This is a genomic window from Paenibacillus sp. ACRRY (assembly GCF_022346995.1).
Classification (GTDB): Bacteria; Bacillota; Bacilli; order Paenibacillales; family Paenibacillaceae; genus Paenibacillus.
Window position 1 is genome coordinate 2,063,824 of record NZ_JAKRNM010000001.1, and the last position, 26,707, is coordinate 2,090,530.

Here is a 26,707-nt window from a genome sequence, read left to right on the forward strand (position 1 = left end):
AGAGCAACAAGACATGAGCAAGCCTTCACTCCCTGAGTCGTATATACATCATATTCGGGAAATGCTCGGCTCAGAAGCAGAAGCATTTATTGACAGCTATGAAGAGCCTCGTGTACAGGGGTTACGTTTTAACTCCATCAAAGCTACACCAGAGCTCAAAAAGCAGGTTATAGAGCAGTTTAACCTGACCCAGGTTCCCTGGTGCGAGACGGGATACTACTACCAATCGAATGAACGTCCTGGCAAACATGTGTATCATGCTGCAGGACTGTACTATATTCAGGAGCCCTCTGCGATGTCGGCCGTGGAAATGCTGAACCCACAACCGGGTGAGATCATTTTGGATCTCGCGGCTGCACCAGGTGGCAAAACAACCCACATCGCCTCACTCATGGAAGACCAAGGGCTGCTCGTTTCCAATGAAATTCATCCGTCTAGAGCGAAAATCTTGGCAGAGAACGTGGAACGAATGGGCCTTTCTTCAGTCGTTGTTACTAGTGCAGCTCCAGGAGAATTGTCGGCGCGCTTTCCGGCAGCCTTTGACCGGATTATGCTGGATGCCCCTTGCTCTGGCGAAGGTATGTTCCGGAAAGATCCGGATGCGGTCACCGAGTGGAGCGATGATCTGGTCACCCTATGTGTGAACAGACAATGGGACATTTTGCAGGATGCGTATATCATGCTTAAGCCGGGCGGGACATTGGCTTATTCCACTTGCACATTCAATCGCGAAGAAAATGAAGGCATGATGGAACGTTTCGTTGCCGCTTATCCAGATCTGACTCTTGTACGGACTGAACGAATCTGGCCTCACTCGGCTCAGGGCGAGGGACATTTTGTAGCTGTAGTGACCAAAGCGGATTCCCAAGCTTATACATCCCAAGAACCGGATGAACAACCTCGCAAACGCAAAGAAAAAAGGGGCAGGAATCCACGCCAAACAGCATCATCCAAAGAACTAGAATCCGCGTGGAATGCTTACCTGGTCTGGAGTTCTGACCATACAGACACTGTAGCTAACGGAAACGGCAAACCTCTGCTTTTCGGTGAAGCTTTATATGTACTGCCAGAGCGTGCTGACCAGCTGCTGACCGATGATCGGTTAAACGGATTGAAGCTGCCCCGTCCAGGACTCCATGTCGGCGACTGGAAAAAAGGGCGCTTCGAGCCTGCTCATGCACTCGCGCTCGCTCTGGGACAACATCAGACTGTCAACATGCAGCATGTCTCCCTGGATGCAGAGACCAGCCAAGTGGCGGCATATCTTCGCGGTGAGAGCCTTCCTGCCGAAAGTGGGCTTACCGGATGGACTCTTGTGACTGCCAACGGGCTCCCCCTGGGGTGGGGAAAAGCCAGTGCAGGACAGTTAAAGAACCGTTTGCCTAAGGGTCTTAGACGTATGCAGTAGACTAACCTTATCACGACTAAAAGCCGGCGAGCATCAGTGCTCCCGGCTTTACCTTTTTGTTCATTCATTGAGATAACAAGTAGATGAAATTCATCTGTTTTTCAAATTACATCTAGGATTGTAACGGCTTCACAAACGTACTGTAACCATCGATTTTCCCCACAAAGGTATACCCATTCCGCGGGTAAAATTCATTCAGCCTCTCATTGTCACCCACACAATCCAATCGCATGACGCTTTTGTTTTCAAATTGGATACCACTGCTGGACCAACCCAAAATGTCGCGACCCAGTCCGGTACGGGCGTACTTTCTCCGAATGGCCAAACGATGCAAATAAACGGCGCCATCCTCTTGATGTGCTTTTGGTCCCCATAGTTGGGTATCCCAAGCACTTGGCTGCTGCATCAGAATAACCATCCCTGCCACTTCGTTTTCTTTCTTAAAGACAAACACATCTCCCCGGCGAATCGCCCCTGCCGTATCGTGAGAATCCTCACCTTTCAACAGCGCACTCCACTGGGAAGATCCCCGGCTTCGTAACCATTCGGCTGTCTCCCTAAGCAGGGATAGCACATCCTCAGTGTCCTCCGGCTGAGCCTGCATCGCTCTGAAATCATCGTTAATATATTCTGTAATGATTTTAAATGAGTGCTTCATGGTTCTCCTCCAATTCCAGATCTCTTTCGAACTAATGGAACTATACCCGGAATTGATTTTTTCGTCAAAATAAATCAAAAAAAGGTAAAAGGCCTAAGCCTCTTACCCGTCAATCTTCGCTTCGTCAATAATCTGGTTCCGATACAGCATGGTAAGGTGCAAAGTGTCGAATTCAAGTTCCTTGTCCAGTTCCTGAAGCAGCACCTCAACCAAGTCCCTCCTCTGTGCACTGGTTCCGGGCACTTGATAATCCATATAGCCCGTCAGGTCGGCATGAGAAGTATCAATGGTTGCCGTCCCCACAGGTAATCCGCCACGTTCCTGCAGAAATAGCTCATAAACCCTGAATTCACGGTCCTTGCGCACCAACATGACATAACAGGAATCCTCTGCTTCGTCCATCTCATCTTCAGAATGGTCCCAGTCCTCGTATTCGGTAAATTCCTCTTCTGCCGAGTCATCCTCAAAGTCGCGGTGCACCCACTCCATGGACTCCAGCTCATTACCCTGATGCCACATGCGAAGAGTAATCGTGTCAATCACTTCTTCGTCGAGTTCTCTTACGAGCAGCTCGGCTGCAGCATCAAGCTGGCTCTCTAAAGGCACGTCATACCAGTGTATCTCGCCTTGAATGTCGGCCCCGTATTGTTTCAATGAAGCTTCTGCCAGCTCAGTCCCGTCAGCATCGTTAAACACATAGGTCGATATGTTTCGTCCGGCAGTTACAAGCTCCATCTCCAGCACATGTTCCCGATCTTCATATGTAAAAGCTTCATCTGTTGTATCCGGAATTACGCGTGAATCATCCACATCCTCCATGTGTTCATCAGCATCGTAGTACATATCATCCGACTGACGTTCAGGATCAAATTCCAGGTTTTGCAGAACGGAATGCAATGTGCCACAGCTGACTAGCACTTCATAATAGATTGCCTCCACTGCATCCGTAAGTGATCGGATATACGCATGAACCTGATCAATGATGTGCTTTTCCTCATCCGCTGAAACCAATTCCCGTTCCATCTGAAGACTGCCAGACAAACGGTCTCCTTCTCTATATACCAGCAGAAGTGAACCCGCGTATTGATCATTCACCATTACATCGAGCACTTCACCACCTGATGTACGCAGATCCGGAATCAGCTCCACTTTCTGTTTCATGTGCCTGTCCTCCTCCATTTCTAATGGTATTCTCATAGGTTACCCATGAGGCCAGTAGATTATGAAGCAGGAGCCTTAGAAAATGAAAAATGTGGTTGTCATTAGAAAGCTAAGACGTGTTTTTGAACGGCATGTGCAACACCCTGCTCGTTATTGGAGAGTGTCACTTCGTCCGCAGCAGCCTTCACCTCATCCGGCGAGTTGTCCATTGCGATTCCTTTGCCCGCATAAGTCAGCATCGTAATATCATTGTAGTAGTTGCCGATTGCCAAAATTTCGGAAGGCACAATACCTTTGGATTCGGCTAATCTCTTCAGCGCCGCTCCCTTGGAGGCTTCCGGGTGCATCAGATCAATGAAAAAGTCACCACTGCGAGTCATGTAGTATGGCAGATTCCAAGTTCTCCATTCCTGCTGAACCTTGTCCATCTGCTCTATTGGGCCAAACGCGGTGAATTTGGCAAGTGGTTCTGTCAGATCTGCCCACTGCGGGAGCTTTAAGGGCTCCATCATGAAGTTGTTGTACATCTCCCGAACCTGTAATTCCAATCCTTCCGGTTGATCCACATATAATCCAAATGCCGTGTTGATGTCAAAATGCACACCGTTTGTACGGCAGTATGTTACAAAGGGCTCCAAGCCCTGACCATCCATGGCAAATCTGTGCACAATTTCACGGCTCTCCACTTCGGCCGTCACGGCTCCGTTATGTGTAATCACATATCCGTCAAGCCCTATTCGCTTCATAAAAGGAATGGTGTTGGCCGGGCCTCTCCCCGAACACAGAACGATCTCGGCTCCCTGACGGGAAGCACGGATCAGGATCTCTTGGGTCCATTCGGTAAGCTCATGATGATCGTTAAGCAGTGTGCCATCTACGTCGAGCGCAATTAATTTGATTGTCATCGGGTCTTCACTCCTCAACTGTTTAAGTAATCGCACCCTCCCAAACCCTCCCTTCCGAGGGAGGGCCCCAGAGGGCTCTGCCCTCTGGACTCCCGTCTGTTGATCGGAGTTTGGTCGGTTCTTGCTATGTGACGGTGGTGTGGGAGCGCTTGTCTGCCTGTATCTCCGCTTACCGCGCAAACCAGGCCAAGCTCAAGTGCGACCATTTCGAGCAGGGCTTCGCCCTCTGCCCGGGGCTCCCTGCTCCGCTCCGCGAAGGACGGGAGCCTGTGGCTGGTGGGCAGGGCTTCGCTCTCTGCCCGGGGCTCCCTGCTCCGCTTCGCGAAGGGCGGGAGCTTGCGCCTGCGGCTGGTGGGCAGGGCTTCGCTTTCTGCCCGGGGCTCCCTGCTCCGCTTCGCGAAGGACGGGAGCTGGTGCCTGCGGCTGGTGGGCAGGGCTTCGCCTTCTGCCCGGCTCCCTGCTCCGCTTCGCGAAGGTCGGGAGCTTTACTTACGCAGACAGGCCAGCTCGTCTGCGGTTAGTTCGCGGTATCTGCCGATCGGAAGCTCCGTATCAAGCTGTAGGTCGCCCATGGCTACCCTTTTCAAATAAACCACTCGTTTGCCTACAGCCTGGAACATCCGTTTTACCTGATGGAATTTGCCCTCGTGGATAATGAGAGAGATCGAAGAGATCACTCCCTCCTCCGTCTCCTCATGATGAAGCACAGTCAACTCTGCTGGCATGGCTTCATAACCATCATCTAGCTGTATGCCAGCCTTGAAACGTTGAACATCCTCGTCGTCCACTTTCCCAAATACGCGGGCTTCGTATGTTTTGGGTACATGCTTGCGTGGAGATAACAGATCATGCGCAAGCGGACCGTCATTCGTCAGAATGAGCAATCCCTCTGTATCTTTATCGAGTCGCCCTACCGGGAACGGATCGAATACCCGGTCCTCTTTGCGCAGGAGATCCAGAACCGTTTTATCCCTGGCGTCTTCCGTTGCCGACACAACACCCGGAGGTTTATGCAACATCAAATAGATCGTTTCACGGTAAACGATACGCTCTCCATCCGCTTCAATTACATTTGTCTCTGGATTTACCTGCATGCCACTATCTTTCACAGCTTTGCCATCGACAAGAATTCTGCCCTGCTTTACCATTTTTTTGAGTTCACTCCGGGTGCCTACACCCATATGGCTCAGTATTTTGTCGAGACGCTGTGTTTTCTTTCCTTTGTCACTCATACCGATGTCCACCTCCAGCCAGCCGGGTACTCATTTTTCAGCACTCCATCCAGCCATTTCCCCCAACCAAGTGCATAGCCATCCACGCATACCAATGCGTAACCTTTGGCAGCTACCCCAGCCTTACATTCCACGCGCGCTTCTTCGATATTCAGCGTTTCGCCTTTCAGGTACCTCACCGCTTCTCCATTCGCAGAAGCGAGGTTTATAACCCTTTTCGCCTCAGAACTGTTCAACGCACAAGCCAGTGGATGAGACGGGACAAACCTTCCGTTCTTTACGGTACCCATAAACCATCCGGGCCGGATCACTTTGAGCCCTTCCAGACGTGATGCGCCAACAGACGATTGATATACACGTTCACCGTAAAATACAGTTTCCCCAAGGAGTTCGAGGTCCAGATGATCTTCAATAAACTGTTGATACACGGTCCCAGGGTCAATGTTCACCTGATCGGTTCCTCGACCTTTTCCACGATTGGACTTACGTGCATCACGCTCGTTATTCCTTCCTGCTTTCCCCTCATTTTTGCCGCCGCGAGCTGGTCTTTCATTCCGTTCTCTCGATTCGGTTCTCATCAATCGTTCGCGTTTTCGATCTGCTTTGCTGAGCGGCTGAGTTACAGCAATCCCTTGATCTTCGGTGGTCTTGGATACTGTCTCCTCCTTATCCTCAACGCTGCTGACCTGCACTGCAGAAATCTCAGCACGATGCTGCAATACAGCTACATAATGCCCCTCTCCTTCCAACAAGTGAGGCCATAATCTAGCTGTACCACGCGTCTGATCCAGTACAGTACCCGTCTTTTCTGCCGTTTCAGGCAGCATCTGGCGTACCCAATCCGGTCTTCCTGGAGCGAACCCGGCTGTTCCCGGAATATCATTAACAGTGAAGTCTGGATTGAGATTCAGAAATTCGGCAATCATGGCTTCATTTTCCTCGGGCGCAAACGTACACGTGGAATATACGATCGTCCCTCCCGGAGCGAGCAGCTTCGCAGCTGTCTCCAGAATATCTCGCTGCATCAGCACACACTTCTCCACCGAATGATGTTCCCATGACTTCACCATGTCTTCATCTTTACGGAACATTCCCTCCCCTGAACAAGGGGCATCAATTAGTACCTTATTAAAATAATGCGGAAATGCTCCAGCAATCCGCTCCGGCGACTCATTCAGAACAACAGCGTTTCGCACACCGTACAACTCCACATTTTTGGCAAGTGCTTTGGTCCGTTCGGAATGGATATCATTGGTCACCAGCACGCCCTTACCCTGCAGCTTCGCTGCGATCTGGGTAGACTTGCCGCCAGGTGCTGCACACAGATCGAGTACATGGTCCCCTGGCTGAACGCCAAGCAGTTCAACCGGAGCCATTGCGCTTGGTTCCTGAATATAGTATAGACCTGCATGATAGTACGGATGTAGACCTGGTTTCACGCCATGGGGCACATAAAAGCCCGTCCCGCACCACGGAATGGGCCGCAAATCAAAAGGAGCCAATTCACCAAATTGCTCCATGGATATTTTTAACGTATTCACTCGAAGTCCCGCATGTGGAGACTGTTCATATGATTTCATAAATTGTTCAAACTCATCTCCGAGCAAATTTTTCATACGCTCGGCGAAGATTGAAGGTAGCTGTACAGCCATATTCACTCATCCTGTCCTGTTAAAATGCATATTGTTCTATGTTATCATATCCCGGTGCAGCTTTCCTATTGATTCGCTGCATATTCCACTACAGCGTGTAATGTTGTATAATGACAAGTAGGTTGATTCTCGTGCAAAAAACGGGTGTTTATGTATATTATCCCAACCTCTATTTTTGCCAAAACTATATTTTGATATGATCGATGGGGGATGTCCAATGAAATCGAAGAAAAAGAAAAGTGCCTCAATCCTGATTTTCCTGGGTATTTTCGTGGTCCTGATTGCAGCACTTGTCGTAGTAAACCAACAATCCAAGAAACAAATGGACGCTGTGGAGAATGCTTATGGTATCGCAGCTTCCAAGCTTAATCCGGCTACACGCGAATTGCTCGATGATCCTAACTATCAACAGATTATTCTGCCGGATGATCTCAAATCCAAGATTGATAACAAGGAAAGCTTTTTCGTTTATTTCTTTGCCTCCGACTGCTCACATTGCCGTGCAACGACACCGCAGTTGATGCCGCTGGTAGACGAAGTAGGTATTGAGCTGCCACAATTCAATCTGCGTGAGTTCGATTCAGGCTGGACAGATTATAATATCGAATTTACACCTACGCTGGTTTATTATCAAGATGGCGTAGAGAAGGATCGTATGGTTGGCGGACTTCAAGAGAACGGTAGTGACAACGGTTATACGCTGGATGACTACAGACAATTTTTTGACAAGTACAAAGGCAGCTCTGCTGCTTCGGCAAGCTAAGAAGTATTTCTTGACTACAAGTTAACATCTCACTTTAAGATGTGCAGGTGGACAGGCTCTTTCGTATTACTAGAGCTTCATAACGAATAGACGCAGACTAAAAAATCACCCCGGTCAAACCTTATTCAAGGTTCAGCCGGGGTGATTTATGTTATATCCGATATGCATCATACGATCTATACTAATTCTAATTTCCGTCGAAATTGTTCGCCTGCTGCATTGCTTTCATTTTCTCTTCATAGATGCGTCCCCGCGTCGGGCTGCGACGCTGTGGTATGTTGGGTTTCAGTACCGAAGATCGTTCTTGAATTGCATCAGTCAGTGTTCTATCCCAGATCCGTATGGTGAGATCCCTGTATGGAAAATGCTGCGACTCAGGACCTGTTAGTCCGCTGACCAGTCCCTTCACTTCCTCGACCAATTCTCCAAGTTCAATCCCTTTTGTACGTTCAGGATACTGCGCCAGCAGATCAACCGAACTCTGTAACATCATTCGGCCTCCACGAAGATTGCTGTTTCTGAAATGATATAAGCCCACTGCAATCTGCAGCAAGCCTTTATAAAAAGGATCCCGATCCTGTTCCAGCCATAACTCTTCCAACACCTCGTGGCATTCGAAGTAGTCCTGATCACGGTTAAAATAGATCAAATAATCAATATACAGCGGCTCATAGCTGCTCATCGGGATTTTCGCCCTTCCTAGCCGAATTCAGAAGAGCCTTCACATCGTCCAACAAGTCTTTTAGTGCTTCCATGTCATGGCGCTCCCAGCAGTCGTTAAAGCGCTTCTGAGCCTCAATGGCCTCATTAACAAGGTGGTAGAAATACAACTGATGTATGATGGACAGTGTCTTGGATACGATGTTTGAATCATCTTCAAACTCCTTCTGTGCTTCGAGGATCTGCAGCCGAATGGCTGACATCTCATTATCCAATACAAACGCGGCTTCCGCCGTTTTCTTCAACCTTGCCCGCATATCATCCGGCAGACTTTCCCGATATTTATAGCTCAGCGAGTGCTCAATCGTAGCCCAGAAGTTCATGGCCAGCGTTCGGATTTGGATCTCAGCCAGCACTTTCTTCTGTCCAAGAGCCGTCTGAACAGGATATTCAATAATCATATGGAAACTACGATAACCGCTCTCTTTGAAGTTCGTAATATAATCCTTTTCAATTAATACCGATAAATCCTTGCGTCCGCGAATGTACTCCGCCACTCTGCGAATATCATCCACAAATTGACACATAATACGAATTCCCGCAATATCCTCAATTCCCGTCTCTACCTGATCTAGTGGCACATTCAGACGTCTGGATTTCTCCAGAATGCTGGATATTTTTTTGACACGACCGGTAACGAATTCAATCGGGGCGTATTCTTCCCGTTTCTTCAATTCCGCTCGCATTGTCTTGAATTTGACTTTTAATTCCTCTACCGCTTGTTCATAAGGAAGTAAAAATGTACCCCAGTCTCTACCGTCCATGCTTATGCCTCCTGTCTCTATAGCGTCCCCTGTTCTAGTCTATTATACATGATGTTCAGCGGGGGGAAGAGTCCCGTACGCAATACCCTCTTCCAAGCTTCTATATTTTCGCTCCGGGGGAACTTCTTATCCTTCATGTTCTTATCTGTGCTCTGCACCGACAGCTTCGGAGATATGACGATAGCCGTCTTTGCGCAATAACTCACGCAATCCGGCATGGATACGCCGATTCACCTCAGGGCCTTCATAGATCAGAGCTGTGTATATTTCCACCAGACTTGCGCCGGCTTTAATTTTCTCGTAGGCGTCTTCGCTTGTAAAAATACCGCCGGAACCGATAATCGGGAGTTTCCCTTCAGTTTGACGATAGATGCGCCGAATTACCTCCGTGGAACGATCCCGCAGCGGTTTGCCGCTGAGTCCACCGGTTTCCTTGGCATGCTGATGGGACAGGCCGTCTCGGCTAACCGTCGTGTTGGTGGCAATGATACCAGCAACACCGCTATCCGCGATCGTAGTGACCATATATTCAAGCTCCTGGTCGTTGACATCCGGTGCGATTTTGACCAGAACCGATTTGACCGATCCGCCTGTTTTTGTGCGTTGTGCTTCCATTTCACTCATCACTGCTGCAAGCAGTTCCTTCAATTCGTTCCCATGTTGCAGGTTACGCAGATCAGGTGTATTTGGTGAACTGATATTCACAACGAACAAATCCGCATAACCATAGAGCGCCCGAATACATTTTGCATAATCCAGGTGTGCTTCTTCGTTAGGTGTAGCCTTGTTTTTGCCGATGTTGACAGCAACGGGAATACGACGTTCCTTCAGACGCGCCAATTCACCTGCCATGGCTTCCGCTCCGAGGTTGTTGAACCCCATCCGGTTGACCAAAGCTTCATCTGGAGGCAGACGGAACAGACGCGGCTGGTCATTGCCTGGCTGTGGAAGCGGTGTTACGGTGCCGACTTCCATGAACCCGAATCCAATGGATGAGAAACCCGTTACGGCCTGTCCGTTTTTGTCCAGACCTGCCGCGAGGCCAACTGGAGTGGGAAAATGGCAGCCGAACATGTCGACAGCCAGATCTTCCGTTTCACGTACGCCATACATCACCCGCAATCCAGAAGGCACCGGGCGAATACTGCCCATGCCGCTAAGGCCGCCAATAATCAGATGATGGGCCTGTTCAGGGTCCATTTTGAACAATAAGGGTTTAGCAAGACTTCTATATAACAAATCACTCACTCCGTTCTCGTCCGGTACGCCGTAAATATGCTTTCCCGTCTTTTTCATATGTAAAAAAACACTCTATACACAAGTCTATCCGTTTCTTCATCAAAAGGAAAGTAGTTTGCGCATAGACATCCTTATTTTGCCCATGTCTGCAAGCAACTTTAAAACTTATGGAAGAAATAATCCCGCATACTGGAAATGGAGTGATGAATTCTTTACAATGGGAGCATGGCAACGATATACCAGTACCAATGAACGAAGGAGGAACAGCCCATGGCTCCCAAACGTAAACCGCCTGCTTTGCAGCAAAAGAAAGAAGAAGTCAATCGGAAAGCCATTGCTTGGACAGCGGCCAGCGTCATCGGATTGATCATTATTATCGGCGCACTCATCATTATCGCCAACATGTAAACGCTCAAACCGACTGCCAGTCCTGTACATAAAGTTTCAGCTGGAGTACACACCATCTTAACAGGTTATAGGAACCGATTAGTTCAGCCAATGATACGTCTTGTTTGGATTGTTTTGTTTCGGAACAAGCGTATGCTGATAGCGATCCTTCGCTTCCGGTACAAGAATGGTCTCTGGCAGCAGATTCGTTCCAATGCGTACCGGGGTGCCCTGAGGTGCGAGTGCAAACAGTTCCTCCACATCCCCAGTACTCATTCTTACACATCCAAGGGACTCATCCAGGCCAATACTGTCTGGCTCGTTGGTCCCGTGGATGGCATAATTCGTATCCGACAGCTGCATGCCTCTTGTTCCAAATTCTCCATCAGAGCGACCATTGGGATTCACGACTTTGTCCGTAATGACAAAAGTACCTTCTGGTGTTCGCCCTCCCCCTAGCCCGACCTCATAATTGCGAATGATGGTATTGCCGCTAATCAACGCAAGTCTATGGTTGCTTTTATCGACTACGATCTCCAATTGATCCTGTAAAAAGAGTTCCCCTCCAAGCGTGTCTGCAAAAGGACCATCCGCTTGCAGAGCAGGTGATTGCCCGGCTTGTCCCGCCTGTTGACCTCCCTCTTTCTCTCCCTGTTGCTGCATGGCAAGTATTGCCGGAAACATGTCTGTCATCCCCGGTGCTGTCTCACCCAAAATGTTGTTTGGAAAAGGCTGCGCAAGCTGATTTACGTTTTTGGGCCAGGTTTTGTTTTGCTTGTAGTATGTATGGATTGCACTGGACAACGATGCCGCTGATTCTTGTTTGGCTGTCCACGCCTGTGCAAGCTGCTTGATGTCTTTTGAAACTTCCGGCGGTTCGCAGTTGCACTGGTCGGCATCGTAACTTTGGGCTGTTAATCTGCCGCTGTTATTCGTTTGCACAATATATTTCACCGGCATATTCCGTTTCCATAACGCCCATTCGTCAGCAGTCTGCATGCCCAAAACAGCGGAGGTCGCTACCTTGGGGCCCGCACCTGACCATGCAGCAGCGAGCGCAGTTTCTCCCTTATGATTCCCTCCGAATCTCGCAGCTGTAAAAACATTCGAATCGGTGATAGGAGCTGAAGCAGCTTCACGATCATCAGAGATGGGGCCATCCGCCAAATCATCCCCGGCTTCCAATGCCGATGCCAACGCTTCAGCTGCATCACGATTGAATCCTGGAGCATCTGCAGGCGGTACCAGAGCAAACACAAGCAGCATCAGCAGGGTCAGCCACATTTTGCGAATACGCTGCTTCTTCTCCTTTTGTTCCCCCATTTCCACCAGCTTGTTTTGATAATCCACCCATATGTCTGCAGGGGCCTTACTCCGTTCAAATGCTTCGTAAACTTCGCCCGCTTGCTGAAAACAATAGTTGGCCTTGCCTTCCTGACCTTCGCGCACATACTCCTTACCGAGCAAATACCAGGCCATTTTATTATCAGGATGTTTCTTAACATATGTTCTTAGGTGAGTATTCTGCATCCGATCCTCCGCTTGATTTCCCTTTTTCCGTTACTATCTATTATATCGGCATAGGACGGAATGAAATCCATAGGACTTGAGTACCCGGGTGGAATGCAAAGCATTCGACAAAATATCACAACACCGTTAACTATAGAACCCACACCAATATAAGTTTCTAAACATCAAAAAAAGCACGTCCCACTGCCCAAAGACAGAGGAATGTGCTTCTTCCTGGTTATATGGTGTATGATTAGCCTTCTTTGTTGAAAGGTTCATCCGCTACTTTGATGGAATCCGTTGGGCAACCATCACAAGCATCTTGCATATCATCGAACAAGTCATCCGGGATAGCCTTGATTCCTTGGTTAGCATCGCCATCAAAAATCACTTCTGCCAAACCTTCATCATCATAGTCATAGATGTCAGGTGCCGTTGCTCCGCAAGCACCACATGCAATACATGTGTCTTTTTCAACCCAAGTGTACTTACTCATTACAATCTCTCCTCCTAAAATTCAAAACGTACAGTGTTTTTATCTAGAAAACATATTAAACCAAAGTAAAAGTAATTTCAAATTATTTTCATAACATCAAGACTATATTATGCCCTATTTAATCAAGACTTTGCAAGTTATCTTTTTGCAGAGACGTGCCTCTCACCTTGTGATTACGGAGCAAAACGGAAGGGTCATCCCCAAGCATCCCCGCTGTTACAACGGCATTCTCTCCAAATTTGTCACGCAGCTGGTCCATAATGCGAATCAAGTTCTCCTTTTTCGGCTTCTGTTCGTATTCAAACAGATCCAGCTGTACAGCAGATTCCTCACGTGGAATCAAATTTTGAAGGGTTACTCCCAGCATACGTACCGGCTTCCCACCACCCCAGTGCTTGGCAAATAAAGCACAGGCTTCCCGGTAGATTATCGTTGCATCTTCCGTAGGAACTTCCATCATCCGTGAACGTGTGATGGTTTTCATATCGGGTGTTCGGATCGTAATCTGAATCCCCTGACTCAACATCTCATGCTTGCGCAAACGCCTGGCCACTTGGTCACTAATGTTAAGCAGTACCCGGTGTACGTCGTCCATCTCGGTAATGTCCGCTGGTAGTGTCGTAGTATGCCCAATGGATTTGTTCGCCTCCCGCTCTGCCTGAACGGTAGAATGATTGATGCCATTGGCTGAATTCTTCAGCCAGGTACCGTTAATCCCAAATACATCCGTCAGCATTCGCTCATCCGATTTTGCAAGCTGTCCTATCGTTTCGATACCCAGCTTTTTCAGTTTTTCAGCCGTCTTTTTGCCAATCCCGAACAACTCATTGCAGGGTCTGTGCCAGAGAATCTGAGGTACATCCCTCATTCGCAAGATGGAAATGCCGTTAGGTTTCTTCAGATCGGAAGCCATCTTCGCCAGCAGTTTGTTGGGTGCAATGCCAATGGAACACGGAAGTCCGAGTTCTTCCTGTATTCGTTGCTGGATGCTCTCCGCAATTTCCATGGGTGTGCCAAACTGTTTAGAACCTGTGATATCCAGGTAACATTCATCTATTGAGGTTGCTTCCAGCAGCGGTGTATAACTGTAGGCGATTTTCATAAATGCTCTTGAATATTGGCGATATAAATGAAAATCAGGACGAATGACGATCAATTCCGGGCATTTTTTCATCGCCTGATGGACGACCATGCCGGTGGATATACCTTTTCTTCGAGCCGCATATGAGCACGTTACTATAACGCCTTTTCTCACTTCACTACTGCCTGCAACAGCTGTTGCTTTACCCCTGTATAGTTCCGGCTCTTCGGCCTCATGCACCGAGCAATAAAATGCGTTCATGTCGACATGCAAAATGACTCTTCCGGCGGCAGGATAATATCGATCCACATTGGTGTGACGGGTTCCATCCCCAGACATGTTCCTCCGCCCTTTCTTACTTCTAATTAATGAAGCGTAAAAATTATTCACTCTATTATATCAAGTTTGTTATGTAAAATCAGTTGCGTTTGTTATTTTCTCATTTCCGATTAGATCGGATGATCGATCGAATAATTAACCATCCTACACTCACAAAAAGGACTAGAGAAATTAAAGCAATAATATTATTTTCCCACACAAAATCCATTTACACTCCTCCTCTTTTCCATATATTCCATTTACACGTCAAATTTCAATATAACATACATTTTGATATCAATCACTTATCCGATCATCGAGAAACAAAAATTTGTTACACGAAACTGCGATTTCTGTGTAGCATTTGGCCATAATGGTGCTATAATAATTAATTATACAAATTCGCGACTTTCGGACAAATCAACGCATAGAGTTTAATACAGTGTAGCGTTGCAGAACCGAAGGATTCATATGCAAACTTTTCGCACGCTTCCTTAACACAAAATTCAACTTTAAAAAAAGCGCTTTATCTCAAAGGAGGATCTTCATGTCAAAGGCCATTTCCATCTTCGATACGACTTTACGTGACGGCACACAAGGGGAGGGTGTCAGTTTATCGGCAGATGACAAACTTAAAATTGCCAAAAAACTCGACGACCTGGGTGCTCATTATATTGAAGGCGGAATTCCGGGCAGCAACACCAAGGACATTGAGTTTTTCAAAAGAGTAAAAGAATTAAATCTCAATGCCAAGGTCGTTGCTTTTGGCAGCACACGTCGCAAAGGAAGCATCGCCAGCGAAGACGCCAATTTGAAACGGATGATCGAATCCGGTGCACAAGCAGCAACATTGGTCGGTAAATCGTGGGATTTCCACGTCCATACTGCCTTGCAAACCACCTTGGAAGAGAATCTATCCATGATCTATGATTCCATTGCTTATTTGAAGCAAAATGGAATGGAAGTTATTTTCGATGCCGAGCACTTCTTCGACGGATTCAAGCATAATCCGGAGTATGCTCAAGCTGTGTTAACGAAAGCTCATGAAGCTGGTGCAGACTGGCTCGTGATGTGTGATACCAACGGCGGAACCATGCCGCATGAAGTATACGAGATTGTATCCAGACTCTCTGGAAGTCTCCATCATGCTCATCTCGGAATTCATACACATAATGACTGTGAACTGGCTGTCGCTAATACACTTAGCGCAGTACAAGCCGGTGCCAGACAGGTTCAAGGCACGATGAACGGTTACGGAGAACGTTGTGGCAATGCCAATCTCGCTTCCATTATTCCGAACCTTCAGCTCAAACTTGGATATGAATGCGTGTCCGAGGACTCGATGAGACAGCTCACAAACGTAGCACGCTATGTTAGTGAGATAGCCAATGTGAACATGCCGATCAACCAACCTTATGTCGGTAATGCAGCCTTCGCACATAAAGGCGGCATTCACGTCTCTGCCATCCTGCGCGATTCCCGTACTTACGAACATATCGTGCCTGAACTTGTTGGGAACAAACAGCGTGTACTCGTTTCCGAGTTGGCTGGACAGAGTAACATCGTCTCCAAAGCACAGGAACTTGGACTGGAGTTCGATCCAAGCAGCACTAATTCACGCCAGATCATTGAAAAAATCAAAGATTTGGAGCATCAAGGTTATCAGTTTGAAGGTGCGGATGCTTCCCTTGAGCTGCTCATTCGCGAAGCAAACGGAGAAATGAAGGAACTATTCACATTTGAATCTTTCAAAATGCTTGTGGAAAAAGCAGCCGACAAATCCGTTGTCTCCGAAGCATTCGTTAAGCTCAATGTCGCTGGAACAAGCGTATATACCGCTGCGGAAGGTAACGGTCCGGTGAATGCTCTTGATAACGCTCTTCGAAAAGCGCTTGTCCAGTACTTCCCTTCGCTTGCTAACATGCATCTCTCTGACTATAAAGTTCGTGTACTTGATGAGAAGGATGCCACAGCAGCAAAAGTACGTGTATTAATTGAATCCAAAAATACAGAGAATACATGGAATACGGTCGGCGTTTCCGAAAACGTCATTGAAGCGAGCTGGGAAGCTCTTGTTCACAGTTTCCGTTATGCCCTGCTTCAGGAAAAGTTACAGGACGAGCCGAATGTTGTCCACACAGCCATGCATGGATTAAGCAACCATTAACGCTTATTTCCCGGAAAATAAAAGAAGCGCCTGTCTCCAAAATCACTGGGGACAAGCGCTTTTTATTTGGTTTATTTGGTTTATTTGGTTTATTTGGTTCACTAGTTGATAACCTTCTTAATTTTACGCTCCAATTCTTTCTCAGGCAAAATGCCGAGTATGACTTCCTGGATCACTCCATTCTTGTCAATCAGCACATTTGTAGGAAAAGCGACACCATTATACTTGGCATAGGCTTCCCCATCTTCATCAAGCAAAATAGGGAACATCAGTTTGTATTCCTGCACAAAAGCTTTAGCATCTTTTAGCTTATCGTAAGGAGTTACATTGACTCCATACATATCCATTTTATCTTGATATTTAGCCGCCAGGGCATTAAGCGCCGGCGCTTCCTCCTTGCAAGGTTCACACCAGGAAGCCCAGAAGCTGACAAATACAGCCTTTTCCTTTGATCCTCCTGCGGTATATGTTTTCCCATCCATGCCTTTGAGAGAAAACCCTGGGGCCAGTAATCCCGCTCTTGGTCCCGTTTCTGTTGGAAGTGGCTCTTCTTGTTTAAACACCGCAGCGATTCCATTATCCGCATTTTGAGCCAGTGCAATCCCAATCAGCAACACAACACCAAGTAGTATGTATATATTTCTTTTCATGGCTAGCCACCTTCTTGTAGAATCAGCATCTCGGTTTAACATTATTACCATCACTCATTGCAAGTGGTCCTAACCACTTGATTACGTTTGCATGGTGATGTCACTTATTCCTTGTTGTAAAATACTCTCTTTAATATTGTACCCTTTTCCTTTAAAATTTTACAATCAGGGATCATACAAATTCAAACAAAAAAGGACCCCTGCCTAAGCAGGAGCCAAAGAGAGAGGGGTGAATACAAAATGGCAGCACTTCACGGACAGCAAAACACGTTCTTCATCTCTTCATCCGTAGAGCAAGAAATGTCGAAACACATGTACCATTCGCTGCCGCAGGAAGCCTGCGGGGTTGTGCTGGGTGAAGCTGCAGCGGGCGGCATACGAATCAGTCGGTTTCAGCCAATTCGCAACGTTGCGCCTAACCCGCTGCATCACTTCAGTCTGGATGAGGAGGAATGGATTCGTTGCATATTTAATGAGCCACAGCTCATTGGTATCTTCCACTCACATCCGCAAACCAGTCCAGTACCATCCAATCAGGACCTCATGGCCCTCCCAGCTTACGCTGGATTAATCAAGGTGTATCTGATCGGCACTCCTGCTCTGACAAGCACGTCTGAACCACAAATGCATTTGAATGGTTATGAGATCCAGTACAAAGTGGCTGACCCCAGCAAGGCAAATCAGCAAAAGCGCTATGATCTTCAGCCAGCACAACTACGCATGACTTAAGTGGGTATACAAGTCACCCAGTGTTTCTATATTTTTATGAGTCATATCCTCCAAATAACAGGACCATAGCTGTGCAGTCATTTTCGCATCTTCCAATGCATGATGACGTCCGTAGATTGGTATCCCCCTTGATTCCAGCAGTTCATCGAGACCATAGCCCGTTCTATCCGGCTCCAGCCAGCGAGCCAGCATCATGGTGTCGATCAGCCGGTGGGTCAGCCTCACTTTGGAGGTGCGCCACAGAGCAGCATTCAGAAATGCCCGATCATGCGCACTTGCATGTGCAACCAGTACACTGCCTCCAACAAATGACATAAAATCATGCAGGCCTTCCAGCAAAGTAGGTGCATCAACGCACATCTGCTGTGTGATGCCTGTAAGTTCGGTAATGTGTTCTGGTATTGCAGCTTTGGATTGAACGAGTGTATAAAACTGTTCTCCTTCCAGCACTACACCACCACTGATGCGCACGGCGCCAAATGATAGAATCTCATCTCCATGCTGCGGAGCAAAACCTGTTGTCTCCAGGTCAAATACAACAGCATCCAATTCATTCAGCGGCGTATGAAGAACTTCCGGTCTGCGCTGCTCCCTCATCATTGAGCGAATGAACGCCATGTGTTGCGCCGTTGGGGCCCCCATTATGGAAGCGATGGCAGAAGGAACCCCTCCCTGACGCAGCGAATTCCAAAATCCAGTATTGCCCCTCGCCGGCTCTCTCATGGACGTCTCCTTTCTGCAAAACGAAGTTGTCTTTGCAGTGCACGATGCACCCGTCGCACCTGTCCTAATGTATCCCGCAGTTCATAATGCATCTGTTTTTGCTTCATTTGTTTCTCATCCAGAAAACCACTGCTCTGCTGCAGCCCACCTCTAATGACTACCGGTGTACTGCGTCTAAACTTCAGTGCAATCATAAAAGCACGCCCTGCCGCATCTAGCAACGTAAGAGGAACCGCTTCGAGGGACACCAATCTCTGTATTCGCTTGAGCGTAGATGTTTCCTTGATTCCATGCTGCAGTGCCAGGAAACGTGCACTGTTTACCAGTGGAATGTATAAGCCATATTTGACATCGAATCCTCCAGCATGCTCTCCAAACCTTTCAGTGACCACCTGACCGAGAATATTAAGGGTTGCCTTGTGCTTAACAGTATTGCGCAGGACAGCATCAGACAGCTCGGGAACGGCTCTAAACCCATCATAGAAGGCAGCAATCCATTCATCAGCCAGAGCTCTCTCTCCTGCCACAAAACGCATATCCGAAGCAATGATCAAATTGCGCACAGGTTCCCACGCCAGATCCGACCTCCACGCCTGAAGCTGCTCCTTCCAGGATTCCAGTGTTTTACGCCATAACGGCTCTGAACACATCACTTTCCCTTCACATTTGGCATAGCCCAGCTCTTCAAGCATATCAGCCATTCGTCGTCCGAGTTCGGCAAAATACTCCTCTTTCCCCCCATGCGGGTTATCGCTGATAATCATGCCGTTATCCTGATCACTCCATAATGTAGCTTCTTCCCTGCCCGAACTGCCAAAAACGATAAAGGCATAGGGGACGGGAGGCCGGCCGAAGCCTTCCTCTACCATCCCCTGGATGCATAACTCTACTGCTTTCCGGTATATCCGGTCATGCAGTTCATTTACCGTTTGGTACCACTCGATTGGCGACAAGGAAGCGGACAACAATTCCTGGAGCTCATTCTGCAATACTACACGTGCCTGGCGCAGCTCCCCGGTTGAAGCAGCACCATCGATCCCCTGATAGGACCAAGAATGGTTTATAAACGGGATAGGTTCCATCATGTCCTGCCTCCTTGAAGCGTGATTCAGTCATCATTCACCTTAGGAGCTGAACGTACCGCCACCACTGGATTTACTTTCAACACTTTTCATTTGCTCAGGGTACCCATAAGTACCGTGCTCACTAAGATCCAGACCCATGGTTTCCTCTTCTTCAGTTACACGGATACCCATGATGGCTTTCATTCCGCCAAGGATAATGAAGGAAACAACCAGTACGAAGGCGAATGCGCCAACCAGACCCAAAAGTTGAACTCCCAGCTGGTGGAACCCACCGCCGTAGAACAGACCCGCTTGACCTACACCTGCATTTTCAGCAAGCTCCGGAGTTGCGAACAATCCTGTGGAAATCGCTCCCCACATACCAGCGATACCGTGGACGGAGAATGCATAGATTGGATCGTCAATCCCTTTGCGATCGAAGTATTGAGCCGTGAAGAATGTGATAATACCTGCCAAAGCACCGATAACCAGAGCTGCCCAAGGTTCTACAAAGGCACAAGCACCTGTAATCGCAACGAGTGCTGCAAGCACACCGTTCAGCATGCTAGGAATATCGGATTTACCAAGAACCGCCCAAGAGATCAACAGTGCAGCAACACCACCAGCTGCAGCGGCAACGTTTGTAGTCAATGCAACATAACCGAAGAATCCATCACCCATAGCTGACAACGTGCTACCTGGGTTGAATCCGAACCAACCGATCCAGAGGATGATAACACCGAGAACAGAATAAACTTGGTTATGACCCGGAATGATGTTAGGTTTTCCGTCTTTGTTGTATTTACCGATACGCGGTTTCAACAGGATCGTAGCTACCAATGCAGCTGTTGCACCCGTCAAGTGAACTACCGTCGAACCTGCGAAGTCTTGCATACCCAGCTCTGCGAGCCAGCCGCCGCCCCATACCCAGTGAGCAACAACCGGATACATAATAATGGTATAAAGTGTTCCAAAAACAATATATACGCTCATTTTTGCACGTTCAGCCATACCACCGCAGGCAATGGCCAGAGATACTGCAGCAAAAGCGAGGTGGAATACGAATTTTACGGTAAGTGGAACATCGGAGAAGGCCAGTGATTCGAAAGAAGCAGCCATCTGGTCACCACTCAGGAAAAAGCCTGTTGTTCCAAAAAAGCTGTTACCGTTACCGAAGCCAAGACCGAAGCCGAGAGCCCAGAAGGCAATAACCGAAATTCCTAATGTCAGGATCGTTTTACCCGCAATATGTCCTGCATTCTTCATTCGTGTTGAACCTGCTTCCAATAAAGCAAATCCCCCTTGCATCAAGAAAACCAGCACAACAGCCAGAAACGTAAAGGCTGAGTTCAGACCCGTTTGAAGTTCAATGTTAGTCGGCCCCTCCGCCGAAGCGAATGCGCTGACTGGGAAAGCCAGTAACGTAAGCATTAATAACACCGCAACCAACCATTTCTTTCTCATATACCCCACTCCCTCTTATGTTAAGTTTCTTCACATATCGTGAAACTCTTAATGTCATTATAAGCAGAAGACAGGAAAGTTGACAAGAGTATTTTAATCAAATCAAAAAAATATTTCTGGGAATAAAGTCTTACGTCTTTTTCTTGCACTTAAGTACATATTCATGTCCTATGAGCACATAGATATAGAAGCACGCCTAATGGACGATCAAAGCATAACGTTTGACTGTATGGTTAAAGATCATGTATCATATCTATATAGTAAGAAAAGAATGGGGCGGAGTCTGTAAAGCCGCAAGTGGAATCTACAATTCCCTACATTAGAACTTGCAAGCGAGGTGAATACCATTGGGGATATGAAACTGTTTCGGATTGGCGAACTTGCCAAGACCGCTGGTGTGAGTGAACGGACGATTGATTACTACACGAAGCTTGGTTTGATCGCACCTGAAGAGCGGACAGAAAAAAACTATCGTCTATATAGTAATGAAACTTTAACCAGACTCGAACGTATTGTACAGATGAAACAAGAGAAGTATAGTCTCGACGAGATTAAGCAATCTCTTGAGAAGTGGAGTCTGGTTAGCACTGAAGAGCAGGTTGCCAGCAAACTGACAACACTTGAACTTCATGTTCAACAACTTGAGCGAGAGGTCAATGAACTCAAACCGCTGCTTGGCGAGATGAAACCTGTACAAGCACGTAAGATGATGGCAGGCCTACTTACGAAAAGTGCCGGTACGATGGAAGCCTTGAAAATCTTGCTTGAGAACACCATGATGTAGCTTATTATTAGAAAGCGGAGGAATGAATATGAGTTTTAATAACGGTATGTTCGTTTTGATCATTATCGCCTTTTTGCTCTCCTTATGGGCGCAATTTCGCGTTAAAAGTACATTCAACCGTTGGTCTGGCGTACAAAACCTAAATGGTATGACAGGGTATGACGCAGCACGTCATATGCTGGATGCCAATGGTCTGCACGATGTTCCGATTGAACCCGTGCGAGGCGCCCTCTCAGACCACTACGATCCGATTAACCGGGTTGTACGATTGTCCGAACCTGTATATTATGAAAATTCGATTTCAGCCGTTTCCGTAGCCTGTCACGAGGTCGGCCATGCGATACAGCACAAGGAAAGCTATCCGATGCTGGTGCTTCGTCACCGGATCTTCCCGATTGTGAACTTTGCATCCGGAATCGCGCCTTTTCTACTCATTGCAGGATTCATCTTTAGCGCAATGAATCTAGTTGGTCTCGGTATTATCTTCTTCTCCGTTACCGTTGCGTTCCAGCTCATCACGTTGCCGGTAGAGTTCAATGCCAGCAATCGAGCACGTGAAATCATGGTTTCCGAAGGTTACATTCGCAATGAAGAAGAAAAAGGCGTTGCCAAGGTTCTGAACGCCGCAGCGTTAACGTATGTGGCCGCTGCACTGATCTCCCTGCTTGAATTGATCCGTTACATCGGAATTTTCAACAATCGCGACTAAACCAAATACATTAGAAACAAAAAACAATACCCCACCGTTACTCGGATGGGGTATTGTTTTGCTGTAGACCGAAATAGTTAAGTAAAAACGACCGAAATGACTGTGCTACAAGCGGCAATTTGTCATCCGCACGATGGATTAAACCAATGGTCCGCGTTACTTTCGGATGAGAAATGGCCACATGTGCCGGTTGTAGTGGATTAGTCTGGAAAAGTGCCATTTCCGGCAGCAAACTCACTCCCATGCCCGCTGCAACCAACCCGCGGATGGTATCCGTCTCTTCACCTTCAAAAGCGATTTTCGGTGTAAATCCCGCTTCCAGGCAGGCATGCCAGACAATTGGACGCAAAGAGTACCCTTTGCTGAACAAAACAAATTTATCATCTTTGAGCTGTTCAAGTGCGATTTCCTCTTCGCCTGCAAGCGGGTGATTCGGAGGAAGAATGGCATGCAATTCTTCGGTTAGCACGATATCACCTGCGACCTGATCATGCTTTTCCGGGAAAGGTGATATGAAAGCCAGATCCACCTCAGCAGACAGCACGTCACGAATGAGCGTCGGAAACATGCCCTGTTTAAATCTGAATTTGACGTTGGGATAACGCTGACGAAATGCGGCCACGACTGAAGGAATCAGATGAATACCCAGACTATGAGGAAAACCAATACGAATCTCACCATGTTCCGGGTCCAAAAACTCATGAACTTCTCCGACTGCTTTGTCCAGATCCTTTAATATCCCTTCAACACGTTTGCAGAAGAGCTGACCCACTGCGGTCAACTGCAAATTCCGCCCCTTTTGCATAAAGAGGTCAACTCCCAGCTCTTCCTCCAGCTGATGAATCTGGCGACTCACTGCTGACTGTGCGACATGCAGCTCTTCAGCCGCCTGGGTCACATGCTCCTTTTGTGCCACTTTCAAAAAGTAATGCAACTGTCTTAATTCCACTCGCCTGATCTCTCCAATCTGCTATACCCTTCTTAGACCTGCCTGCATTCCGTCTTCAGATCATTACACCCATACGCGTTTACTGCTTTCTGAATTTCCTTGGCTGCCACAATCGGATAAGAAGTCCGTAAATAAAGAATCCACCTAACAATCCACCCAAATGAGCCATCCAGTTAATGCCCGACATGGCAAATGAGAAAATAATACCGAATGCAAGCAGTGTGTACAATGTTTTGCGTGATGCTTCATCCATCATCGTCCGCTGGAATAGAGCAACATACAGAAACGCACCATAAATCCCGTAAATAGCTCCAGATGCGCCTACGGAGATTGTTGTTTCTCCTGCAGAGTTGTACCAGGCAAGCGCCAAAACATTGCCCAGAACCCCGCTGCCCAGATACAACAAGCCATATCTTACCGACCCGAGCAAGCGCTCCATCGGAGGCGCAAATACAACCAGCGCAAAGCTGTTAAACAACAGATGACTGAAACCTGCATGAAGAAAAATGGACGTAAAGTACCTCCACCATTCTCCCGAGAAAAACTCATGGTTTGTCAAAGCACCAAATTTCAGCAATGTCATCGTATTCGTTGACCCACCATTGACAGCAAGTAATATAAACATCACGACATTGGCAACCAACAAAATTGACGTCAGCGGGAAAAACTTCAAATAACTTCTCCAATTTTCATACCGAATAAATATCATAAGTTTCCTCTTTCACTCCACCCTGTTCAGATCTTCCTTCACTTCGTATCCATTATCATGATTGCACACCCGAATTGGACAATGCCTTTCATAAAAGATTATAATGGATTTTGGCACGGATCACCAATTTAAGGAGGAACATTATTATGGCACAAGAACGTACAGGCGCAGCCACATTCAAAGGCAACCCTATTACATTGATCGGACCCGAATTGAAAGTGGGCGATCAAGCTCCCGATTTTACATTGAGTAAAAATCTGCTTGAAGATGCATCCTTGAAAGACTTCGCAGGCAAAATTAAACTGATCAGCGTCGTTCCTTCACTGGATACTGGAGTATGCGATGCCCAAACTCGCCGCTTCAATGTTGAAGCCGGAGACCTTGGCGACAATGTTGTTGTACTGACAGTAAGCGTAGACCTTCCGTTCGCACAAGAACGCTGGTGCGGAGCAGCCGGTGTAGACCGCGTTGTAACATTGTCCGATTACAAAACACGCTCTTTCGGCGAAAACTACGGTGTTCTGATCAAAGAATTCCAATTGGACATGCGTTCCATCTTTGTAGTGGATACCGAAGACCGGATTACATATGTGGAATATCTGCCTGAGATGACAGATTCCCCGAACTTCGAGCAAGCCATTGCCGCAGTAAAAGCTTTGCTGTAAAAGGAATCCACGTTCAGAACAAAAGCGAGGAAGGTTCACCTTCTCTCGCTTTTTGTTTTACCATCCATCTATTTCAATCGTTTGCCTTATATTTGGCGAGCTTCTTATCGAGTACAGAAAACAGATTCATGATCGTTCGATAATTGGAACCCAGATCTCCAAGCGAACCACGTGAAGCTGAATACATGTCTACTGCACTTCGAACCGGACTTACCGAAATAACAGAAACCGTAATATCCATGGTCCGCCCAAACGTCGTGCGTTTCTCCAGAATAATCTCTCCGACCGAAGGAACCTCATGAAGCACCTTATAACCCGGAATCTTTTTCAATGTCGAAGAAACTTCTTCCCAGGCTCTTTCTTTGGATAAATTATAATATCGTGTTTTTAATTTGGGATCCTTGGCTCGATCGCTGGTTCCCTCCATACTGCGGATGATACCGACGAGCGTTCTCTTTAAGGTCAAGACCCTTCCTCCTTTGAATGTAACCGTTCCATTTATGTATTCTAGTGTAACATTGTTCAGGTAGTAACAAAAGGGCGTACCGCGCTTTTAACGCAAATACACTGGTCATAACATAAAAGTTCAAATAAAAAACACCCTGAAGTTCCTGGATTAGAGGAAAGAGTCAGGGTGCTGTACTTGTAACATAGAAACCCGCCATGCCGTCCGGCTACATTGTCTTATGAACCTGCTTGGCAGGTGGGTGACCGCAAAAATGTATTTTGAAGTCCCCATGTCGTATAGACAGGGCGTTTCAGCAACATTCTGTGTAGATCTCCCGAAGACATCATCATTGGTTCAAAACAACGAATAACCGAAACGTACATCGCAGGATGTACAGTTATTATATCCCTAACCGCGTAAAAAGTAAATGGTGACGCCTCATGTTTTATTTTTGCAGATTATCGTTTTTCACGTCAGAGGCATCAAGATCACCGATTTTATCTACTCCATCATCATTTTGCGCTGCTTCTTCCTCTTCCTTCTTCTGCTGCATTTTCTCCATCTGCTCCTGCATTTTCATAAAGGTTGCGTAGAAGTTAAAGAATGCAAACCAGGCAATGATACTGATAATGAAGAAGACAAACAATACCGGATATCGGAATCCAATGTAAAACAATAGTCCGCTTCCAAGCAAAGTGGAGAACACACGAAACGGTCTGATCAGAGTTAAGAGTACTGCATTTTTAATAATAAGTCCGATTGACATATGATAGTGTACAACCATCGAAAAAAAGTTAAACAAGGAAACAAACAAAAGCAACAGCAGCACAAGCATGATGATTCCCACAAGCTGCATATTGCGGAACTGTGTCATGTATACCGTGTAATCCAGATACATGATGGCAAAAAGCAAGGTGTAAAATATGCCCCCGATTAAGCTTTGTTTGTAGTTCTCTTTGTAGCCTACAAAGAACGTACGGAAGATCGGCACATCCGTGTCACCCATGTTCCATTTACGAACGACCGTAAAAAGCGCCGATGTTGCCGGAAACAGTGTAAGCGGTGCCACAATAGCTATAGCCCAGTTCATTTGCAATGATTCATTTGCGAGGTTCTGCTGCATAACGAGCAGTTTCATAATCAAGAAAAACAAGAACGGAGACGAACAAATAGCCCACAACAGATTGGTTGCGGCCAGTCTCGTAATCCACTCTGTAAGCCGGTAGATCCCACCCATAGCTCCTTTAAATTCCAAACAATTCTCCTCCTCCGCAGCCTTGCGTATAACCTGAAGTCTAATATTAATATACCTTATTATTGATAGGAAAAGCCAGTACTTCCCGAAAACAGATC

28 protein-coding genes and 1 other RNA gene are annotated in these 26,707 nt (G+C 47.1%); 9 read left to right on the top strand and 20 right to left on the bottom strand.

Annotation, left to right across the window (positions count from 1 at the left end; all coding sequences use genetic code 11):
* Positions 1-13: 13 nt before the first annotated feature.
* Complete coding sequence (locus tag MH144_RS08795; RefSeq protein WP_239299113.1) at positions 14-1,408, top strand: RsmB/NOP family class I SAM-dependent RNA methyltransferase; 1,395 nt, start codon at positions 14-16, stop codon at positions 1,406-1,408.
* A 112-nt stretch (positions 1,409-1,520) separates the two neighbouring features.
* On the opposite strand, the gene MH144_RS08800 is transcribed toward MH144_RS08795, so the two are convergent.
* From MH144_RS08800 to MH144_RS08810, 3 genes are all read right to left on the bottom strand, one after another.
* Positions 1,521-2,066, bottom strand: coding sequence for a GNAT family N-acetyltransferase (locus MH144_RS08800; protein WP_239299115.1), 546 nt, complete (start codon positions 2,064-2,066; stop codon positions 1,521-1,523).
* Between the two features lie 102 nt (positions 2,067-2,168).
* Positions 2,169-3,227, bottom strand: coding sequence for a hypothetical protein (locus tag MH144_RS08805; RefSeq protein ID WP_239299117.1), 1,059 nt, complete (start codon positions 3,225-3,227; stop codon positions 2,169-2,171).
* A gap of 101 nt (positions 3,228-3,328) precedes the next feature.
* The gene (locus tag MH144_RS08810; RefSeq protein ID WP_239299119.1) at positions 3,329-4,132 is read right to left on the bottom strand and encodes a Cof-type HAD-IIB family hydrolase; all 804 of its coding nucleotides are present in this window, start codon (positions 4,130-4,132) and stop codon (positions 3,329-3,331) included.
* Positions 4,133-4,401: 269 nt separating this feature from the next.
* On the opposite strand from MH144_RS08810, the gene MH144_RS08815 reads away from it, so the two are divergent.
* Positions 4,402-4,653, top strand: coding sequence for a hypothetical protein (locus tag MH144_RS08815; RefSeq protein WP_239299120.1), 252 nt, complete (start codon positions 4,402-4,404; stop codon positions 4,651-4,653).
* On the opposite strand, the gene MH144_RS08820 is transcribed toward MH144_RS08815, so the two are convergent.
* Positions 4,618-5,364 carry a pseudouridine synthase gene (locus MH144_RS08820; protein WP_239299121.1) on the bottom strand — a complete coding sequence of 249 codons (747 nt, stop codon included), beginning with the start codon at positions 5,362-5,364 and terminating at the stop codon, positions 4,618-4,620. The two genes, MH144_RS08815 and MH144_RS08820, sit on opposite strands and share 36 nt — an antisense overlap.
* Positions 5,361-7,016: an RsmB/NOP family class I SAM-dependent RNA methyltransferase gene (locus tag MH144_RS08825; protein WP_239299122.1), complete on the bottom strand. Its 1,656-nt coding sequence runs from the start codon at positions 7,014-7,016 to the stop codon at positions 5,361-5,363. Before MH144_RS08825 ends, MH144_RS08820 begins: the two co-directional genes overlap by 4 nt.
* A 217-nt stretch (positions 7,017-7,233) precedes the next feature.
* On the opposite strand from MH144_RS08825, the gene MH144_RS08830 reads away from it, so the two are divergent.
* Positions 7,234-7,779 carry a thioredoxin family protein gene (locus MH144_RS08830; protein ID WP_095287999.1) on the top strand — a complete coding sequence of 182 codons (546 nt, stop codon included), beginning with the start codon at positions 7,234-7,236 and terminating at the stop codon, positions 7,777-7,779.
* Positions 7,780-7,966: 187 nt separating this feature from the next.
* On the opposite strand, the gene MH144_RS08835 is transcribed toward MH144_RS08830, so the two are convergent.
* From MH144_RS08835 to MH144_RS08845, 3 genes are all read right to left on the bottom strand, one after another.
* Positions 7,967-8,461, bottom strand: a complete 495-nt coding sequence (locus MH144_RS08835) for a DUF309 domain-containing protein (RefSeq protein ID WP_239299123.1) — start codon at positions 8,459-8,461, stop codon at positions 7,967-7,969.
* Positions 8,448-9,263, bottom strand: a complete 816-nt coding sequence (yjbM, locus tag MH144_RS08840) for a GTP diphosphokinase (protein WP_095358843.1) — start codon at positions 9,261-9,263, stop codon at positions 8,448-8,450. Before yjbM ends, MH144_RS08835 begins: the two co-directional genes overlap by 14 nt.
* Before the next feature lie 141 nt (positions 9,264-9,404).
* Entirely contained in the window at positions 9,405-10,502 is a 1,098-nt protein-coding gene (locus tag MH144_RS08845) for a quinone-dependent dihydroorotate dehydrogenase (RefSeq protein ID WP_239299307.1), read from the bottom strand.
* A 270-nt stretch (positions 10,503-10,772) separates the two neighbouring features.
* Here MH144_RS08845 and MH144_RS08850 point away from each other — a divergent pair, with 270 nt between their 5' ends.
* Complete coding sequence (locus MH144_RS08850; protein WP_164764163.1) at positions 10,773-10,910, top strand: hypothetical protein; 138 nt, start codon at positions 10,773-10,775, stop codon at positions 10,908-10,910.
* Positions 10,911-10,988: 78 nt separating this feature from the next.
* On the opposite strand, the gene MH144_RS08855 is transcribed toward MH144_RS08850, so the two are convergent.
* From MH144_RS08855 to MH144_RS08865, 3 genes are all read right to left on the bottom strand, one after another.
* Positions 10,989-12,419: a L,D-transpeptidase family protein gene (locus MH144_RS08855; protein WP_239299124.1), complete on the bottom strand. Its 1,431-nt coding sequence runs from the start codon at positions 12,417-12,419 to the stop codon at positions 10,989-10,991.
* Between the two features lie 232 nt (positions 12,420-12,651).
* Complete coding sequence (locus MH144_RS08860) at positions 12,652-12,894, bottom strand: ferredoxin (protein ID WP_062322102.1); 243 nt, start codon at positions 12,892-12,894, stop codon at positions 12,652-12,654.
* A 118-nt stretch (positions 12,895-13,012) separates the two neighbouring features.
* Positions 13,013-14,314, bottom strand: coding sequence for a DNA polymerase IV (locus MH144_RS08865; protein ID WP_239299125.1), 1,302 nt, complete (start codon positions 14,312-14,314; stop codon positions 13,013-13,015).
* A 526-nt stretch (positions 14,315-14,840) separates the two neighbouring features.
* On the opposite strand from MH144_RS08865, the gene cimA reads away from it, so the two are divergent.
* Positions 14,841-16,460 (top strand): citramalate synthase, encoded by a 1,620-nt coding sequence (cimA, locus tag MH144_RS08870; RefSeq protein ID WP_239299126.1) that lies wholly within the window; start codon positions 14,841-14,843, stop codon positions 16,458-16,460.
* A 101-nt stretch (positions 16,461-16,561) separates the two neighbouring features.
* Here cimA and MH144_RS08875 read toward each other — a convergent pair whose 3' ends face one another.
* On the bottom strand, positions 16,562-17,110 hold the full coding sequence (locus MH144_RS08875; RefSeq protein WP_239299128.1) for a TlpA family protein disulfide reductase: 549 nt from the start codon (positions 17,108-17,110) through the stop codon (positions 16,562-16,564).
* A gap of 240 nt (positions 17,111-17,350) precedes the next feature.
* On the opposite strand from MH144_RS08875, the gene MH144_RS08880 reads away from it, so the two are divergent.
* Positions 17,351-17,839, top strand: coding sequence for a M67 family metallopeptidase (locus MH144_RS08880; protein WP_239299130.1), 489 nt, complete (start codon positions 17,351-17,353; stop codon positions 17,837-17,839).
* Here MH144_RS08880 and MH144_RS08885 read toward each other — a convergent pair.
* From MH144_RS08885 to MH144_RS08895, 3 genes are read right to left on the bottom strand one after another with little or no spacing between them, the layout of a single operon-like run.
* Positions 17,825-18,562 (bottom strand): exonuclease domain-containing protein, encoded by a 738-nt coding sequence (locus tag MH144_RS08885; protein WP_239299132.1) that lies wholly within the window; start codon positions 18,560-18,562, stop codon positions 17,825-17,827. The two genes, MH144_RS08880 and MH144_RS08885, sit on opposite strands and share 15 nt — an antisense overlap.
* Positions 18,559-19,644 (bottom strand): DUF294 nucleotidyltransferase-like domain-containing protein, encoded by a 1,086-nt coding sequence (locus tag MH144_RS08890; RefSeq protein WP_481857342.1) that lies wholly within the window; start codon positions 19,642-19,644, stop codon positions 18,559-18,561. The genes MH144_RS08885 and MH144_RS08890 overlap by 4 nt, the downstream gene beginning before the upstream one ends.
* A 42-nt stretch (positions 19,645-19,686) precedes the next feature.
* Positions 19,687-21,090: an ammonium transporter gene (locus MH144_RS08895; RefSeq protein WP_239299136.1), complete on the bottom strand. Its 1,404-nt coding sequence runs from the start codon at positions 21,088-21,090 to the stop codon at positions 19,687-19,689.
* 355 nt (positions 21,091-21,445) lie between these two features.
* On the opposite strand from MH144_RS08895, the gene MH144_RS08900 reads away from it, so the two are divergent.
* Complete coding sequence (locus MH144_RS08900) at positions 21,446-21,874, top strand: MerR family transcriptional regulator (RefSeq protein ID WP_095288009.1); 429 nt, start codon at positions 21,446-21,448, stop codon at positions 21,872-21,874.
* Between the two features lie 28 nt (positions 21,875-21,902).
* Complete coding sequence (locus MH144_RS08905) at positions 21,903-22,583, top strand: zinc metallopeptidase (protein WP_239299138.1); 681 nt, start codon at positions 21,903-21,905, stop codon at positions 22,581-22,583.
* Positions 22,584-22,620: 37 nt separating this feature from the next.
* Here the strand turns inward: MH144_RS08905 and gltC are convergent, their stop codons facing one another.
* Together gltC and MH144_RS08915 are read right to left on the bottom strand one after the other, a co-directional pair.
* Entirely contained in the window at positions 22,621-23,532 is a 912-nt protein-coding gene (gltC, locus tag MH144_RS08910; RefSeq protein ID WP_095288011.1) for a glutamate biosynthesis transcriptional regulator GltC, read from the bottom strand.
* Between the two features lie 79 nt (positions 23,533-23,611).
* The gene (locus tag MH144_RS08915; protein ID WP_239299140.1) at positions 23,612-24,241 is read right to left on the bottom strand and encodes a rhomboid family intramembrane serine protease; all 630 of its coding nucleotides are present in this window, start codon (positions 24,239-24,241) and stop codon (positions 23,612-23,614) included.
* Positions 24,242-24,387: 146 nt separating this feature from the next.
* Between MH144_RS08915 and tpx the strand changes: the two genes are divergently transcribed.
* The gene (tpx, locus tag MH144_RS08920; protein ID WP_239299142.1) at positions 24,388-24,906 is read left to right on the top strand and encodes a thiol peroxidase; all 519 of its coding nucleotides are present in this window, start codon (positions 24,388-24,390) and stop codon (positions 24,904-24,906) included.
* Between the two features lie 73 nt (positions 24,907-24,979).
* Here tpx and MH144_RS08925 read toward each other — a convergent pair whose 3' ends face one another.
* The 3 genes from MH144_RS08925 to MH144_RS08935 form a co-directional block, all read right to left on the bottom strand.
* Positions 24,980-25,372: a DUF1499 domain-containing protein gene (locus MH144_RS08925; RefSeq protein ID WP_095288014.1), complete on the bottom strand. Its 393-nt coding sequence runs from the start codon at positions 25,370-25,372 to the stop codon at positions 24,980-24,982.
* Positions 25,373-25,557: 185 nt separating this feature from the next.
* Positions 25,558-25,748: non-coding RNA, 6S RNA (ssrS, locus tag MH144_RS08930), on the bottom strand.
* Between the two features lie 51 nt (positions 25,749-25,799).
* Positions 25,800-26,609 (bottom strand): YesL family protein, encoded by an 810-nt coding sequence (locus MH144_RS08935; RefSeq protein WP_239299144.1) that lies wholly within the window; start codon positions 26,607-26,609, stop codon positions 25,800-25,802.
* Positions 26,610-26,707 lie beyond the last annotated feature (98 nt).